The 14,934-nt window shown below is 64.1% G+C and carries 16 protein-coding genes; 10 read left to right on the plus strand and 6 right to left on the minus strand.

Annotated elements, in window-relative coordinates; genetic code table 11:
• Positions 1-83 precede the first annotated feature (83 nt).
• The 5 genes from B3547_RS19670 (at position 84) to B3547_RS19690 (ending at position 3,151) form a co-directional block, all read left to right on the plus strand.
• On the plus strand, positions 84-1,325 hold the full coding sequence (locus tag B3547_RS19670) for a lipoprotein-releasing ABC transporter permease subunit (RefSeq protein ID WP_125955226.1): 1,242 nt from the start codon (positions 84-86) through the stop codon (positions 1,323-1,325).
• 7 nt (positions 1,326-1,332) lie between these two features.
• A complete protein-coding gene (locus B3547_RS19675; RefSeq protein WP_124809791.1) occupies positions 1,333-2,022 on the plus strand; it encodes an ABC transporter ATP-binding protein in 690 nt (229 codons plus the stop codon).
• Positions 2,023-2,116: 94 nt separating this feature from the next.
• On the plus strand, positions 2,117-2,383 hold the full coding sequence (locus B3547_RS19680) for a hypothetical protein (protein WP_124809792.1): 267 nt from the start codon (positions 2,117-2,119) through the stop codon (positions 2,381-2,383).
• Between the two features lie 46 nt (positions 2,384-2,429).
• Positions 2,430-2,666, plus strand: coding sequence for a hypothetical protein (locus B3547_RS19685; protein WP_223806658.1), 237 nt, complete (start codon positions 2,430-2,432; stop codon positions 2,664-2,666).
• On the plus strand, positions 2,663-3,151 hold the full coding sequence (locus B3547_RS19690) for a glutathione peroxidase (RefSeq protein WP_292966217.1): 489 nt from the start codon (positions 2,663-2,665) through the stop codon (positions 3,149-3,151). Before B3547_RS19685 ends, B3547_RS19690 begins: the two co-directional genes overlap by 4 nt.
• A gap of 153 nt (positions 3,152-3,304) precedes the next feature.
• Here the strand turns inward: B3547_RS19690 and B3547_RS19695 are convergent, their stop codons facing one another.
• Positions 3,305-4,477, minus strand: a complete 1,173-nt coding sequence (locus B3547_RS19695; protein WP_125955229.1) for a Yip1 family protein — start codon at positions 4,475-4,477, stop codon at positions 3,305-3,307.
• A gap of 186 nt (positions 4,478-4,663) precedes the next feature.
• Here B3547_RS19695 and dnaE point away from each other — a divergent pair, with 186 nt between their 5' ends.
• The 5 genes from dnaE to B3547_RS19720 are packed head-to-tail and all read left to right on the plus strand — an operon-like array spanning position 4,664 to position 10,909.
• Positions 4,664-8,254: a DNA polymerase III subunit alpha gene (gene dnaE, locus B3547_RS19700; protein WP_292966222.1), complete on the plus strand. Its 3,591-nt coding sequence runs from the start codon at positions 4,664-4,666 to the stop codon at positions 8,252-8,254.
• A 21-nt stretch (positions 8,255-8,275) separates the two neighbouring features.
• Positions 8,276-9,880 (plus strand): long-chain fatty acid--CoA ligase, encoded by a 1,605-nt coding sequence (locus tag B3547_RS19705; protein WP_255530406.1) that lies wholly within the window; start codon positions 8,276-8,278, stop codon positions 9,878-9,880.
• 3 nt (positions 9,881-9,883) lie between these two features.
• Complete coding sequence (locus B3547_RS19710) at positions 9,884-10,297, plus strand: DUF1330 domain-containing protein (RefSeq protein WP_292966227.1); 414 nt, start codon at positions 9,884-9,886, stop codon at positions 10,295-10,297.
• Positions 10,298-10,301: 4 nt separating this feature from the next.
• Positions 10,302-10,622, plus strand: coding sequence for a YbjQ family protein (locus tag B3547_RS19715; protein ID WP_124809797.1), 321 nt, complete (start codon positions 10,302-10,304; stop codon positions 10,620-10,622).
• Positions 10,619-10,909, plus strand: a complete 291-nt coding sequence (locus tag B3547_RS19720) for a hypothetical protein (protein WP_292966231.1) — start codon at positions 10,619-10,621, stop codon at positions 10,907-10,909. The genes B3547_RS19715 and B3547_RS19720 overlap by 4 nt, the downstream gene beginning before the upstream one ends.
• 166 nt (positions 10,910-11,075) lie before the next feature.
• Here B3547_RS19720 and B3547_RS19725 read toward each other — a convergent pair whose 3' ends face one another.
• The 5 genes from B3547_RS19725 to B3547_RS19745 all read right to left on the minus strand — a co-directional run.
• On the minus strand, positions 11,076-12,155 hold the full coding sequence (locus tag B3547_RS19725) for a PA0069 family radical SAM protein (RefSeq protein WP_292966234.1): 1,080 nt from the start codon (positions 12,153-12,155) through the stop codon (positions 11,076-11,078).
• A gap of 166 nt (positions 12,156-12,321) precedes the next feature.
• Positions 12,322-13,293 (minus strand): DUF2971 domain-containing protein, encoded by a 972-nt coding sequence (locus tag B3547_RS19730; RefSeq protein WP_292966241.1) that lies wholly within the window; start codon positions 13,291-13,293, stop codon positions 12,322-12,324.
• Between the two features lie 118 nt (positions 13,294-13,411).
• Complete coding sequence (locus B3547_RS19735) at positions 13,412-13,675, minus strand: hypothetical protein (protein WP_414690595.1); 264 nt, start codon at positions 13,673-13,675, stop codon at positions 13,412-13,414.
• Between the two features lie 224 nt (positions 13,676-13,899).
• Entirely contained in the window at positions 13,900-14,427 is a 528-nt protein-coding gene (gene moaB, locus B3547_RS19740; RefSeq protein ID WP_292966236.1) for a molybdenum cofactor biosynthesis protein B, read from the minus strand.
• The coding region (locus B3547_RS19745; protein WP_292966238.1) for a lytic transglycosylase domain-containing protein at positions 14,417-14,934 on the minus strand (518 nt) is incomplete at its 5' end. The genes B3547_RS19745 and moaB, both read right to left, overlap by 11 nt.

Below are 14,934 nucleotides of genomic sequence, written 5' to 3' on the forward strand. Positions count from 1 at the left end.
GGCGCGGAAAACGCCCCATTGCCCAAGGGCGCCGCCGCGCCTAAATCCCCTGCCGATATCGCTCGATCCAGGAAAGTTCCGGCTTGATCCTCAACACCTTCGAATGGACCATCGCCAAGCGTTACATGCTGCCGGGGCGAGGGGAGGCGTTCATCGCCCTGGTTGCCGGGATCAGCCTTGCGGCGGTGATGCTGGGCGTTGCCGCGCTCGTGATCGTCATGAGCGTGATGAACGGCTTCCGCGCGGAACTGCTGGACAAGATCGTGGGGCTGAACGGCCACGCGATCATCCAGGCCTATGGTGGACGGCTGGACGATTGGCAGGACATCCTGAAACGGGTCCGCGCGACGCCCGGCGTCACCCGGGCCTCGCCGCTGATCGAACAACCCCTGCTGGCGACGTTCAACGGCCGGGTGGAGGCGATCCTGGTGCGCGGCAACACCGCCGAGGACATCAAGCGGCTGGAGGAAAAGCGCGTGGCCGGCTCGTTCGCCGCGCTGACGCCGGGATCGTCCAACGTGGCGATCGGATCGCGTCTGGCGGAGAACCTGGGCGCGCGGGTGGGCGATACCATCACGGTGGTCAACCCGGCGGGCCGTTCGACGCCGTTCGGCACCGTGCCCCGCCAGATCGCCTATACCGTGTCCGCGATCTTCGAGATCGGCGTCTATGATTACGACCAGGCCTATGTCGTGATGCCGATCCCCGATGCGCAAACGCTGCTGCTGACCGGCGATACCATCGGCATGATCGAAGTGACCACGACCAACGCCGATACCGTCAACCAGACGCTCGCGCCGCTCAAGCAGCAACTGGCCGGCCGCGCCGTGGTGACGGACTGGATGACCATCAACGGCAGCCTGTTCAAGGCGCTGGCGGTGGAGCGCGTGACGATGTTCGTGGTGCTGTCGATCATCGTGCTGGTGGCGGTGTTCAACATCCTTTCGTCGCTGATCATGCTGGTGCGCGCGAAGACGCGTGACATCGCGATCCTGCGCACGATGGGCGCCACGCGGCGCAGCCTGCTCAAGATATTCATGACCATCGGCTTCGTGATCGGCGCGCTGGGTACCATGGTCGGGCTGGGGCTGGGCTTCGTGTTTCTCTATTTCCGGCAATCGGTGGTCCATGCCGTTGAATGGATCACGGGGCAGAACCTGTGGGACCCTTCGATCCGCTTCCTGACCGAACTGCCCAGCCGCAGCGATCCGGTCGAAATCGTGGTGATCAGCGTGATGGCGCTGGTGCTGAGCTTCCTGGCGACGCTCTATCCGGCGATGAAGGCGGCCAGCACCGATCCGGTGCAGGTGCTGCGTTATGAATGATGAGACCATGAACCAGCCCGCCACCAACAAGCCTGTCGCCAGTTTGCGCAACCTGCGCCGCAGCTTTTCGCAAGGTGGCGAAACGATCGAGGTGCTGCGTGGCATCCATCTCGAGATTCGCCCCGGAGAGATCGTGGCGCTGCTTGGCCCTTCGGGTTCCGGCAAGTCCACCATGCTGCAGGCGATCGGGCTGCTGGAAGGCGGCTTCGAAGGCGTGATCGAGATCGCCGGCGTCGATGCCTCGAAGCTTTCCGGTGATGCCCGCACCACGCTGCGGCGGGATTCGCTGGGGTTCGTCTATCAGTTCCACCACCTGCTGCCCGATTTCAACGCGGTGGAGAACGTGGTGCTGCCGCAGCTCGTGGCGGGGAAGACCACCGGAGAAGCGCGGGCGCGGGCGGAGGAACTGCTGACCGCGCTCGGGTTGGGTCATCGCATGGAGCACCGGCCGAGCCAGCTTTCCGGGGGCGAACAGCAACGCGTGGCGGTGGCGCGGGCGCTGGCCAACCGTCCGGCGCTGGTGCTGGCGGACGAGCCGACGGGCAATCTGGATGAAGCCACCGCCGACCGGGTGCTGGAAGAGTTCCTGAAGCTGGTGCGCGGGCAGGGCAGCGCGGCGCTGGTGGCCACGCACAACGAACGTCTGGCCTTCCGTATGGACCGCGTGCTGCGGCTGCACGAAGGCATGCTCGAATAGGCGGCTGCGCCGCGTTCATGGCCAATTTGTAATGGCCGCTGGCGGGATACCCCGGCAGTTTCGAGCGTTCTCCTTGCATGAAGGAGATTGTTCAATGAACACGACTATCCGCGCGGAAACGGGATCAGATCGCCAGGGGTTCTGGACGGACCACGCCGTGGTCATGCGTCGTGAGGCGGCCGATGGCCTGTTCCACGGTTTTGCCGCGCTGCATTCGGGCAGCTTTGCCGACATGGTCCGGCTGGTTTCGCGCATGCCGGCCGATGAACGGGCGGCGCTGGTGATCGAAAAGGCCGGTGACCGGCAGTACAATCCGGCGGAAATTGCGGCTCTGGTCAGCCGGGCGGACTTCCCCGCTTGATCCATTCCGGTGGTCGTGCGACTCCTTCCGCAAACAGGAGGGAGAAATGATGGAATCGGTCGACCTGCAGGCGGAAGGCACGCTGCACGAACGCGACGATGGCGGGTCTGAGATGCAATACAATTTCAGCGTGGTCCAGAAAGGTCCGATCGCTGAATTGCTGCGCTCCGTTGTGGCGATGACCGCCGAACAGCGCGCCCGGCTGGTGCTCGACGTACCGGGCGGGCGATCGCTTAACGTCGGTGAAATGCTGGCGCTGGCGGAAAGGGAAGGCTTGTCATGACCGCGCCCCGGACCATCGCGGACTTTACGGCAAAGTTGGCCAACGGCGAAGAGATCAACCTTGCCGACAAGCTCGGCGCCGTCTTGCTGGTGGTGAACACCGCATCGAAATGCGGGTTCACGCCGCAGTATGACGGGCTGGAGGCGCTATGGCGCAAGTATCGCGAACAGGGTTTCGAGATACTGGCCTTCCCCTGCAACCAGTTCGGCGGACAGGAACCCGGCACGGCGGAAGAGATCGAAAGCTTCTGCAAGGTCAATTTCGGGGTCAGTTTCCCGTTGATGGCCAAGATTGACGTCAACGGCGACGATGCCACGCCGCTATACCAGTGGCTGAAGGCGGAGGCGCCCGGCGTGCTGGGCACTAAGGGGATCAAGTGGAACTTCACCAAGTTCCTCATCAACCGTGAGGGCAAGGTGGTGCACCGCTATGCCCCCACCGACAAGCCGGAAGCGCTGGAAAAGGACATCGAAGCGTTGCTTTAGGCAATAGTACCGCTTGCGGACGCTGGGCGCGGAAAGCTCACCCGGTTGCGACAAACGCCGCCTGCGGCGTCGCAGGTCTCCCTCCCTTCCCGCAAGCGGGAGGGGTTGGGGGTGAGCAGACTCCAAAGGATGCGGTCGCCCTGCTTTAGGCGGTCATTGACCCGCCAGCCCCGCGAGCTTGCCGGCATCGATCGTCGCGACGGCCGCCTTCAACTGGTCGATGCTGTCCGCATCGCCTTCGGCCTCCACCATGAAGCGGTTGGCGATGGCGCGGCCGAACGAGCCGCTATGATCGGCGTTGTTCCACTTTTCGGACTGCATCTGCCCGTTGACGACGCCGGTTCGTTCATAGCCGTCGGCATCTTCCTTGCTCTGGCTGACGCCCATTGCCGCGCCAAGCCCGGCCAGCGCACCAACGGCGGACATGTCGGTGATGCGCAGGGTGAAGCGCTTGTCGCCGGTTTCATAGGTGCCCGTGGCATTGCTGCCCAATCCACCGACCGCTCCGCTCTCCACGCCGGTGCGCTGGAACGGACCGATTGAGGCGGGAAGCAGGTCTTTCAGGGCATCGGGCGCCACGGCCTTCACCTCGCCCTTCGACTGCGCCTCCAACTGGTCGGCCGCGTGCTGGACCTTGTCGAGATCGACCTTGCCCACGCCCGGAATGCTGAGCGCGCCTGACACCTTGCCGCTGTCGGGTGCCGTGATCGCCGTGGTCGATCCCATCATGGTGAGAAACGCGCCGGAAACGCCCCCGATCACGAGGTACAGGACCACGGCGCAGGCGATCGTAACCGCCGTATATCCGGCGGCTTTGTCCTGTGGGACTTTCATCACTGGCGTTGCGCCGAGGTAATAGAGATAGAGGCTGTAGAGCCCGGCAAGGCCGAGCAGCCCCAGGCCGGGAAGGAGCTGGGCGGCGCCTGCAAGCCAGGCAGCGGTGGAGCCATAGACCACCAGCTTGAACGCGGCGGTGCGGTTCGAGACACCGGAGAACTTCGGCGCCAGCCAGTCCGCGATCAGCGCCAGCACGATCACGCCGACAAGGCCGAGCACGTAAGTCGCCACGGCGCTGCCAAGACCGGCCACCAGCCCCGGTTTCCAGCTGAACCCCAGCGCGCCGTAACCGAATACCTGCCCGTGGACGAACGTCGCCAGCGGGCCGATAGCCGCCAGCGGGACGGCATAGCGGGTGATCAGGTCGCCCGGCGTTTCGGTGCTGGCCGCGATCCGGGGCCATTCGTTGGCGGGCTTGAGCAAGATCGCCTTGGCGCGCTCCACGATGCTGCGGTCGTCGGCCTGGGGCAGTTCGGGCGTGTCGGTCATTCCCGCGTCCTTTCCTATCGGGCGAAACTCACGCGACCTTTTTGACCTTCTTTGCCGCAGGATAGGCCCGGCAGCGTCGCAAACCAAGTGATGCGCGTCACGATGGCGGTGGCAGGGCGGATTTTTCGGTGGGAAGCGCGCGCGGCGCTCTTGGTTAGGCGGCGAACGGGGGGCATATTCGGATCTATGCCTCACGCCCCGTTCGTTCCGCTTCGCATTTTCTCGTCCTACACCATGCTCGACGGCGCGATCGACCCGAAGATGATCGCCAAGACGGCGGCCGAGCGGGGCTTCCCGGCCATCGCCATTTCCGACCGCAACGGGCTCTATGGCAGCGTCGCCTTCGCCAAGGCGTGCAAGGACGTGGGCGTGCAGCCCGTGATCGGTACGATGCTCGCCGTGGCGCGGCCCGAACGGGAAGGGGCGGCACCGGGCTTCGGCGCGCAGGCGCCGACGATCGACTGGCTTGGCCTCTATGCGCAGGATGCGGAAGGGTACGACAACCTGTGCCATCTCGTCAGCCGCGCGCATCTGGAACGGCCGCTGGAGTTCGCGCCGCATGTCGTGCTGGCGGACCTTGTGGGTCACACCGATGGCCTGCTGTGCCTGACGGCGGGCGGGGAAGGCGCGCTGACGCGGCTGCTGGCCGAAGGGCAGATGCCGGCGGCCCATGCCTATTGCGATCGGCTGCAGGAGCTGTTTCCCGACCGGCTCTACCTCGAACTCGTGCGGCGGGGGGACAAGGTGGAGGAAGCGGGCGAGGAAGCGCTGATCGAGATGGCCTATGCCCGCGATCTGCCGCTGATCGCCACCAATCCTGCCTGCTTCGCCGAACGCACGTTCTACGCCGCGCATGACGCCATGCTGTGCATCGCCAGTTCGACGCATGTCGACAGCGCGGATCGACCCCGTTCCTCGCAGGAATGGTGGATCAAGCCGGCGGAGATCATGGAGCACTTGTTCTCCGACGTGCCCGAGGCGCTGGCGAACACGCTGGTGGTGGCGCAGCGCACCGCGTTCATGCCGCCCAAGCGCAAGCCGATCCTGCCCAGCCTGGCCGGCGACAAGGAAGGCGAGGCGCGGATGTGCGCCGAGGATTCGCGCACCGGCCTGGTCGCGCGGTTGCAACCGTACTACCCCGAAGCCTGCCATGCCGAGCTGGCGCAAGTACTGTGCACCGGGCCGGACGTGGAGCTGGCCGCCGGCGATTTTCCGCAGCTAGGGGAAGCGGGCGTGTTCGAGGAGGTGCTCGACTACCGCGCGCGGCTGGAGTTCGAGATCGGCATCATCAACCGCATGGGCTTTGGCGGTTACTTCCTGATCGTTGCTGACTTCATCAAGTGGGCCAAGGAGCATTCGATTCCGGTGGGGCCGGGGCGCGGTTCCGGCGCGGGCTCGCTCGTCGCCTGGGCACTGACCATCACCGATCTCGATCCGATCCGGTTGGGGCTGCTGTTCGAACGCTTCCTCAATCCCGAGCGCGTGTCGATGCCGGACTTCGACATCGACTTCTGCGAAACGCGGCGCGGCGAAGTGATCCGCTACGTCCAGCAGAAGTACGGTGACGATCACGTCGCGCAGATCATCACCTTCGGCAAGCTTAAGGCCCGCGCGGTGCTGCGCGATACCGGCCGTATCCTGCAGATGAGCTATGGCCAGGTCGACCGGCTGTGCAAGATGGTGCCCAACCATCCGACCGACCCCTGGCCGCTGCCGCGCGCGCTGAACGGCGTTGCGGAGCTGAAGCGCGAGTATGACCGCGATCCCGAGGTCAAGCGGCTGATCGACCTTGCCATGCAGCTCGAAGGGCTGCCGCGCAACAGTTCCACCCATGCCGCCGGCGTGGTGATCGGCGACCGGCCGCTGGCGCAGCTCGTCCCGCTCTACCGCGATCCGCGTTCGGACATGCCGGTGACCCAGTTCGACATGAAGCATGTCGAGGATTCGGGGCTGGTGAAGTTCGACTTCCTGGGCCTCAAGACGCTGTCGGTGTTGCGCAAGGCGGTGGACCTGCTGGGCAAGCGCGGGATCGCGATCGACCTGTCCACGTTGCCGTGGGACGATGCCGATGTGTACCGGCTGCTCCAGTCCGGCGATACGGTGGGCGTGTTCCAGCTGGAATCGGAAGGGATGCGGCGCACGCTGGCGGCGGTGAAGCCGACCAACTTCGGCGACATCATCGCGCTCGTCTCGCTCTACCGGCCCGGCCCGATGGATAACATCCCGCTGTTCGGGCGGCGCAAGAACGGGCTGGAGAGCATCGAATACCCGCACGAGAAGCTCGCCGGCATCCTCTCCGAAACCTACGGCATCTTCGTCTATCAGGAACAGGTCATGCAGGCCGCGCAGATCCTGGCCGGCTATTCGCTGGGCGATGCCGACCTGCTGCGCCGCGCCATGGGCAAGAAGGTGCAGGCGGAAATGGACGCCCAGCGCCAGCGTTTCGTCGATGGCTGCAAGGAGGTTTCGGCAATCGAGGCCGCCAAGGCCAACGAGCTGTTCGACTTGATCGACAAGTTCGCGGGCTATGGCTTCAACAAGTCGCACGCCGCCGCCTATGCGCTGCTCGCCTACCAGACGGCCTGGCTCAAGACGCACTACCCGCACGAATTCTACGCCGCATCGATGTGCTTCGACATGCACCAGTCGGAGAAGCTGGCAGTGTTCGTGGACGACATGCGACGCAACGGCGTGGCGCTGCACGGGCCGGACATCAACCATTCCGTTGCCGAATTCACCGTCGAGCGGACCGACGATGGCTATGCCGTGCGTTATGCGCTGGCGGGGCTGCGCAACGTGGGCGAAAAGGCGATGGAAGCGATTGTCGCCGAACGCGAGGCCAAAGGACCGTTCGAGACGCTGGACGACCTGTTCCGCCGTATTCCGGCGGGATCGATGAACCGGCGCCAGCTGGAAGCGCTGGCCGCCGGCGGCGCGCTGGATTGCCTGGAGCCGAACCGCGCGCAAGTGATCGCCAACGCCGAACTGCTGATGGCCGTGGCGGACGAGGCGGCGCGTTCTCGCTCCAGCGGGCAGGGTGGCCTGTTCGGGGGCGACGACCATGCCGTGCCCGCCACGCGCCTTGCCGAAACGAAGCCGTGGAGCCGCGCGGACCAGATGGCGGCCGAACGCGAGAACTTCGGGTTCTATTTCGCCGCACATCCGGTGGAGGAATACCGCGCGGTCGCTTCGGCCAACGGAGCGCGCACCTATGGCAGCCTGATGTCGGGCGGTGGCGAGGCGGGCGGGCGCAGCGGCGCGGTGATGGCGGCGATGGTGGAGAACGTGCAGAAGCGCAAGACCAAGCGCGGCAAGGACTTCGTCATGGCCGATTTCTCCGACAGCAGCGGGCTGTTCTCCGCCTCGTGCTTCGAGGAGGCGCTGGTTGATTCCTTCGTGCAGTGGGCGCGCGACGGGACCTGCGTGCTGCTGAATGTCGAGCTGGACCGGCCCAATCCCGACGAGCCGCCGCGCGTAACGGTGCGTGGCGCGCGGCCGCTGTCCTCGGTGACGAGCGCGGCGCGGATGCAGTTGAAGCTCGATGTCACGAAGCCCGAGGCGATTTCGGAGCTGGCCATGCTGCTGCCGCGCGGCGGCGACGCGAAAGGCGAAGTGCTGGCGCGCCTGCGGACCGGCAGTCCGAAGGAGCCCCTTATCCGGCTGGGCGGTGATTTCCGGCTCGACAGCGAATTAATCGAACGGTTGATTCCCATCGAGGGGCTTGCCAATGTGGCGCTGACCGCGCGCGCGGAACGGCACTTGCGGCTGGTGGAATAGAACAACCGGGAGAGGAAAACGATGCAGCTTGGAGCCATGCAGGATTGGAAGCTGCGCGTTACCCATCTGCTCGATCATGCCGCGCGGGAACATGGCGCGCGCGAACTGGTCAGCCACTGGGCGGACGGCACGGAAAGCCGCACCACCTGGGCGGGCATTCGCCGCGATGCGCTGAAAATGACGCAGGCGCTGCAGCGGATCGGCATCCAGCCCGGTGATCGCATCGCCACGCTGGCGATGAACCATCACCGGCATCTTGTCACCTGGTATGGCGCGGTGGGTGCGGGCGGCATCCTGCACACGATCAACCCGCGCCTGTTCGACGACCAGCTGGAATATATCGTGGCCCACGCGGAAGACCGCGTCCTGCTGTTCGACAAGGCGTTCGCGCCGATCGTGGAGCGGATGAGGCCGCGGTGGCCGACGATCGAACGCTACGTCTGTTTCGATTCCGACGAGCCGGCGATCCATTTCGAGGACTGGATCGGCGCCGAGAACGGTCATGCCACCTGGGCCGACGGCGACGAGAACGATCCGTGCATGCTGTGCTACACCAGCGGCACCACCGGCAATCCCAAGGGCGTGCTCTACACGCACCGGTCCACGATGCTGCACGCGATCTCCTCGCTCCAGCCGGCGGTGTTCGGCATGGACGCGCGCACCGTGATGATGCCGATCGTGCCGATGTTCCACGCGGCCAGCTGGGGCCTGCCCTGGGCGGGTGCGGCGGCGGGCGCCAAGTTCGTCTATTCGGCGGTGAACGATGCGGCCGTGCTGTGCGATCTGTTTCGGCGCGAAAAGGTGACGGCATCGGCCGGCGTGCCGACGGTGTGGCTGGCCTTTCTCCAGGAAATAGACAGGTCCGGCATGGGCATGCCGCCCAGCCTGAAACAGGTCGTCTGCGGGGGGTCGGCCATGCCGTCCTCGATGATCGAACGCTTCATGGGCGAAGGCATCCGCGTGGCACACGCCTGGGGCATGACCGAAACCTCGCCCATCGGCACCACCGGCACCGAAACCTGGGACTGGGACGACCTGAGCTTCGCCGAACAGATCGGCATCAAGGCGATGCAGGGGCGGGTGCCGTTCGGCGTCGAGATGCGCTGCGTCGATCTGGGCGATCCCGGTATCGTCCTGCCGCGCGACGGCAAGACCGCCGGCGCCTTGCAGGTGCGCGGCCCGTGGGTGGTCAAGCGCTACTTCAAGGGCGAAAAGGAAGCCGTCGATACCGCCCAGTGGTTCGATACGGGCGACGTTGCGGTAATCCATCCCAACGGCACGCTGCAACTGACCGACCGGACCAAGGATGTCATCAAGTCGGGCGGCGAATGGATCAGCTCGGTCGAGCTGGAAAACGCCGCCGTCGGCCATCCCGCCGTGGCCGAAGCCGCCGCGATCGGCGTGTTCCATCCCAAGTGGGATGAACGGCCGCTGCTGGTCGTGGTGCGCAAGGCTGGCGTCGATGTCGGCTCCGATGATCTGCGCGCGTTCCTGGCGACCAAGGTCGCCAAGTGGTGGGTGCCCGACGACATCGTGTTCGTCGACGAGATACCGCACACCGGCACCGGCAAGATCAGCAAGAAGGACTTGCGCGACCAGTTCCGCGATTTCCAGTGGGCCGCCTGAGCCATGGACTACATCGATCCGGACCGCGCAAACTTCGATCGCTTCAAGGCGCTGCCGCGCAACACGCCGATCCGGATGCTGAACCTTGTCCGCTTCAAGGACAAGGCGGCCTATCCCGAAGGGCATCCGCTGGCGGACAAGGGCTGGACCGGCGCGCAGGCCTATGCCGAATACCACCGCGCGATCGCGCCGGTGCTGGCCAAGGTTGGGGCGACCATGGTCTGGGAAGGCGGCTTCGAATGCGTCGTCACCGGGCCTGAGGAATGGCCGTGGGATGCCACGTTCGTCATGGGCTATCCCGATGCGGCGGCGTTCCTCGCCATGGTGACGGACCCCGAATACAAGCCGGTCGTCGTCCATCGCCAGGCGGCGGTGCGGGACAGCCGTCTGGTGCGGTTTTCATCGACGAAAGGATAGGCGCATGATCGTGACCACGACGGAGAATGTGGCCGGGCGCCAAGTGCAGGAAGCGCTGGGCCAGGTGTTCGGCGTGGTCGTGCGCAGCCGGGGGCTGGGCGGCAATATCCTGGCCGGATTGCGCTCGATCGTGGGCGGCGAGATCAAGGAATATTCGGCGCTGGTGGAGGACACCCGGCGGCACGCGATCGATCGGCTGGTGATGAACGCGCGGCTGATGGGTGCCGATGCCGTGGTGATGATGCGCTTCGATTCCGGATCGATCGGGCAGACGATGAACGAAGTCGTCGCCTATGGCACGGCGGTGAGGCTGAAACCGCAATGACGCGCAATGGCCGGATCGCCGCGCTGGTGCTGGCGGTCGCGATGGCCGGCGGCGGCGTGGCGCTGGAATGGAGCACCGGGGGCGGAGCCGGCCTGTTCGTGTTCGCCGCGCTGATCGTGATCGGCACCGTGTTCGACGCCGGGTATCGCGGGCGCAGGGGCTCCTCGCACGGCCAGTGGCAGCGCACCGGCGAGCGCGAGATCGATCACGAGACGGGCGCGATCATCGAGGTCTGGTACGATCCGCTGACCGGCGAACGGCGCTACGAACCGGCGGAACGGGCCTAATGACCCTAGAGAAGTCGATTATATCGCTTGCACACTCTTACCCTACGCATTCGTCATTGCGAGCGTAGCGAAGCAATCCAGAGCGGTTTGAGCGTGACTCTGGATTGCTTCGTCGACTGCGTCTCCTCGCAATGACGATGGTGAGTTTGCAAAAAACATAAACGCCCTAAAGAAGGCTGAGCTGCCCATCCACGCTGGGCGGGCGGAACGCCGAACAATCGAGATCGATCTCCACCCGCCCTATCCCGGCGCGCTTGCAGCCCAGGCGGAAGCGGGTGCGGATCAGATCGGCCCATACCCCTTGCGGCTTCATCCGGGTGAAGAAACCGGGATCGTTGTCGCGCCCGTCGCGCACGTCCTGCACGATGGCCATGACCTTACCCGCGCGATCAGGGAAGTGGACGGATAGCCATTCGCGAAACAGCGGCGCCACTTCGTGGGGCAGGCGCAGCATGATCCAGCTGGCCGACCGAACGCCCAGCGCGCCGGCGCGTTCGAGAATGCCTTCCATGAATTCATCGGTGATCGAGGGAATGACCGGCGCGACCGAGACGTGCGCCGGCACACCGGCTTCCACCAGCCGGCCCAGCGCCGCCAGCCGCTTGGCGGGGGCCGAAGCGCGCGGTTCCAGCAGGCGCGACAGGTGCGGGTCGAGGCTGGTTACCGAGATACCCACGGCGGTCAGCCGGTGGCGCGCCAGTTCGGCCAGCAGGTCCAGATCGTCCAGCACGCGGGCCGATTTGGTGGTGATCGTCACCGGATGGCGCGTTTCCAGACAGGTTTCCAGCACCTGTCGGGTGATGCGGTAGCGCGCCTCGATCGGCTGATAGGGATCGGTATTGGTTCCCATGGCCAGTGGCCGGGGGCGGTATCCCCGCTTGGCGAACGTCTTGCGCAGAAGCTCGGCCGCCTGCGGCTTGGCGAACAGCCTGGTCTCGAAATCGAGGCCGGGGGACAGATCGTGATAGGCGTGGGTCGGCCGCGCATAGCAATAGATGCAGCCGTGTTCGCATCCGGCATAGGCATTGAGCGAGCGGTCGAAGGCGATATCGGGGGATTGGTTGAAGGTGACGATCGATTTCGGGTGCAGATCGATCACCGTGGTGCGCAACTTGCCCGGCGCGCCGTCTATGCCCTCGCGCGCGTCAAGCCAGTCCCCATCCTCCTCGCGCGTGGCAAGACCGAAGCGCGTGGGCACGGCACCCGATTGGGCGCCTCGGCCGTGGACGGGAGGGGGACGGACCATCCCCTCAATTTAGAACATATAGGGAACATTTGCAAGCCATTGCATGGTAACTCAGCGCATCAGTGTAATAGACGCAGCGATGGTTGGGGGCTGAGTGAACCAGGAGTGTCAGGCAGAAACCAGGCGTTGTTCAACCACGGATTGCACCCAAAAGCACCTCTTGAAATTAAAACTGCTGCCTCAAAGGGATATTGGATACAAATATCTTGTCCTTTGCATCCTCAATCCCGGCTGCTTCCATTTGATCCTTGAACGCTCGGAAGAGCGTCTCAGGATAGAAGCACGGTCCAATTATGATCCCATCTAAAATATCATTCAGCTTTAGCTCTGGAACCGTGTGAAATCCGCCTAACGCTTCGTCATAGAATGGTATCTCATATATCGCTTGAGGTATGCCCGCAATAGTTAACGTCGTTGGTGCAATATAGGCGGAAGGAAATTCATATGGGCGGTGTATAATCCGCCATTCCTGCTCCTCAGAAAAACCTGGATGCTTGACCGTCATCATGGCAAACTGAAGAAAAGTTGCTGTTATAAGAGAAATTATATCTCCTCCTTGATATTTTAGGAAATCAATCTCTGCTTCCAGACATCCCAGCATCTCCTCAAACTCAACATGAAATTCATCAGGGCCGCCATAAAGGACAGGCATGGCGGCAAGCTCTAAGTCAGCATCAGCCTCTACATCGACGACTCCACGTTTGAAAAGTAAAGCGACACCGGCAACGGGGCCGCCATATGCTCGCCACATCGAGAGGCGGCCAAGGGTGTCATTTGGATTGTGTTCACTGAGGCTGAGCATAAATATAGCTTCACGAGCATGTTGCCTGTGCTGGACATGGAGGTCCATAGTCTTGCGAGACAGCCCTGGTTCGATGCTATCAAGAAGATTGATCAAGCGAACGCCGAGTGGGCCTTTAATGACCGGTTCTATGGCAGCCTTACCATGCTCGATTTCTGAAAAGTCGTTCATCACCCCAGCATTGCGGAGCCACATAGAACGTCCCTTGAGAATTTTGAGGGCAGTGTCTGCCGTTGTGTAGTGAGCAAGTTGTCTGTTGTTGACCCCCAGGAGGTTGGAGCGTTTGCGATTGTAGCAGAAGCATAAATCAACGAGCTTCTTCGTATTTGCATCCATCTTCACCGGTTTTACTCCAAATGAGGGGGTGCTTCATATCCATTGAAAGATTCCCGATCCAGTACTTAAAATGGTACCATTTTCGAACTGCAGCTACGGCGGATCTAACGCAACTGGGTTATATGCAATTGTTGGGCTGTTGCTCGCACCCGGCATAGGCATTGAGCGAGCGGTCGAAGGCGATATCGGGGGATTGGTTGAAGGTGACGATCGATTTCGGGTGCAGATCGATCACCGTGGTGCGCAGCTTGCCCGGTGCGCCGTCTATCCCTTCGCGCGCGTCAAGCCAGTCCCCATCCTCCTCGCGCGTGGCCAGGCCGAAGCGTGTCGGCACAGCGCCCGATTGCGCGCCTCGGCCGTGGATGGGAGGGGGGCGGACCATGACGTAATTGGAACATATATAGAACATATTTGCAAGGGGTTGGTGCGCGCGCCGCGGACGCATCCCCTGCCATGTCGAATTTCTGCTTACACCCGTTCGTCCTGAGCTTGACGACGGACGCGCGCTGACGGCGGGCTGGGAGTCCGGAGCCTGTCCATGAGGCAAGTGGTGCGCGCCCCCTTCGACAGGCTCAGGGTGAGCGGGGTTTGGGAAGTTGCGGGGCGTTACACTTCCAGCAGGCGCGGCATCAGTTCCACGAAGTTGCAGGGGCGGTTCCGGCTGTCGAGCTGTTCGGCCAGGATGCCATCCCAGCCGTCCTTCACCGCGCCATTGGAGCCGGGCAGGGCGAAGATGTAGGTTCCCCGCGCCACCACCGCGCAGGCGCGCGACTGGATCGTGCTGGTGCCGATGGTCTTGTAGCTGATCCAGCGGAACAGTTCGCCGAAGCCGGGGATGTCGCGCGTCTTCACGCGGTCGAGCGCTTCGGGCGTCACGTCGCGGCCGGTCAGGCCCGTGCCGCCGGTGATGACCACCGCGTCTATCGCGCGATCGTCGATCCAGGCGTTCAGCCGGTCCGCGATGCGGGCGGCGTCGTCCTTCTCGATCGCGCGGGCGGCCAGGGCGTGGCCGGCCGCGGCGATGCGCGCGGCAAGGATATCGCCGGAGGTATCGTCTTCCGGCCCGCGCGTGTCGGACACGGTGAGCAGGGCGATGTTGATCGGCTTGAACGTCCGCGAGGGATCAATGGCCATTGTAGGCGACCCGCACGTTCTCCGCGCCGGCAAGGCCGGGGAACTTGGGCCACAGCCCTTGTACCAGCCCGATGCGGCTGTCGGAGGGGCCGCCGGCCTGCCGTTCGTACATCCAGTAGTTGCGCATGACGATGGCGACGTAGCCGCGCGTTTCCCAATAGGGGATCGATTCCATCCACAGCAGCGGATCGCCACCATCGTGGATTTCGGTGTTCCATCGCGCGATCGGCAGCGGTCCGGCGTTGTACGCGGCCATGACCTTGGGCAGGAGCCCGCCGGTCGCGCCCGAATCGCGCAGCTGGGCGAGGTAGGTCTGGCCGAAGGCAAGGTTGACGTCGGGCTGATCGAGCTGGCGGTCGCGGCCCGCCATCGCCGGATCGTTCCGCGCCATGTCGCGCGCGGTGCCGGGCATCACCTGCATCAGCCCGCGCGCGCCGGCCGGGCTGGTGACGGCGGTGCGGAAGTTCGATTCCTGCAGCGAATGGGCAAAGACCAGCGCCGGATCGA

The organism is Novosphingobium sp. UBA1939, assembly GCF_002336885.1.
Lineage (GTDB): Bacteria > Pseudomonadota > Alphaproteobacteria > Sphingomonadales > Sphingomonadaceae > Novosphingobium.

Bases quoted from the DNA above. Each gene is read 5' to 3' on its own strand.
- B3547_RS19710 (WP_292966227.1), top strand. From the start codon at position 9,884: ATGGACTACATCGATCCGGACCGCGCAAACTTCGATCGCTTCAAGGCG.
- B3547_RS19685 (WP_223806658.1), top strand. From the start codon at position 2,430: ATGATGGAATCGGTCGACCTGCAGGCGGAAGGCACGCTGCACGAACGC.
- B3547_RS19705 (WP_255530406.1), top strand. From the start codon at position 8,276: ATGCAGCTTGGAGCCATGCAGGATTGGAAGCTGCGCGTTACCCATCTG.
- B3547_RS19680 (WP_124809792.1), top strand. From the start codon at position 2,117: ATGAACACGACTATCCGCGCGGAAACGGGATCAGATCGCCAGGGGTTC.
- B3547_RS19715 (WP_124809797.1), top strand. From the start codon at position 10,302: ATGATCGTGACCACGACGGAGAATGTGGCCGGGCGCCAAGTGCAGGAA.
- B3547_RS19695 (WP_125955229.1), bottom strand. From the start codon at position 4,477: ATGACCGACACGCCCGAACTGCCCCAGGCCGACGACCGCAGCATCGTG.
- B3547_RS19690 (WP_292966217.1), top strand. From the start codon at position 2,663: ATGACCGCGCCCCGGACCATCGCGGACTTTACGGCAAAGTTGGCCAAC.
- B3547_RS19675 (WP_124809791.1), top strand. From the start codon at position 1,333: ATGAACCAGCCCGCCACCAACAAGCCTGTCGCCAGTTTGCGCAACCTG.
- B3547_RS19720 (WP_292966231.1), top strand. From the start codon at position 10,619: ATGACGCGCAATGGCCGGATCGCCGCGCTGGTGCTGGCGGTCGCGATG.
- B3547_RS19725 (WP_292966234.1), bottom strand. From the start codon at position 12,155: ATGGTCCGTCCCCCTCCCGTCCACGGCCGAGGCGCCCAATCGGGTGCC.
- dnaE (WP_292966222.1), top strand. From the start codon at position 4,664: ATGCCTCACGCCCCGTTCGTTCCGCTTCGCATTTTCTCGTCCTACACC.
- B3547_RS19735 (WP_414690595.1), bottom strand. From the start codon at position 13,675: ATGGTCCGCCCCCCTCCCATCCACGGCCGAGGCGCGCAATCGGGCGCT.
- B3547_RS19730 (WP_292966241.1), bottom strand. From the start codon at position 13,293: ATGGATGCAAATACGAAGAAGCTCGTTGATTTATGCTTCTGCTACAAT.
- moaB (WP_292966236.1), bottom strand. From the start codon at position 14,427: ATGGCCATTGATCCCTCGCGGACGTTCAAGCCGATCAACATCGCCCTG.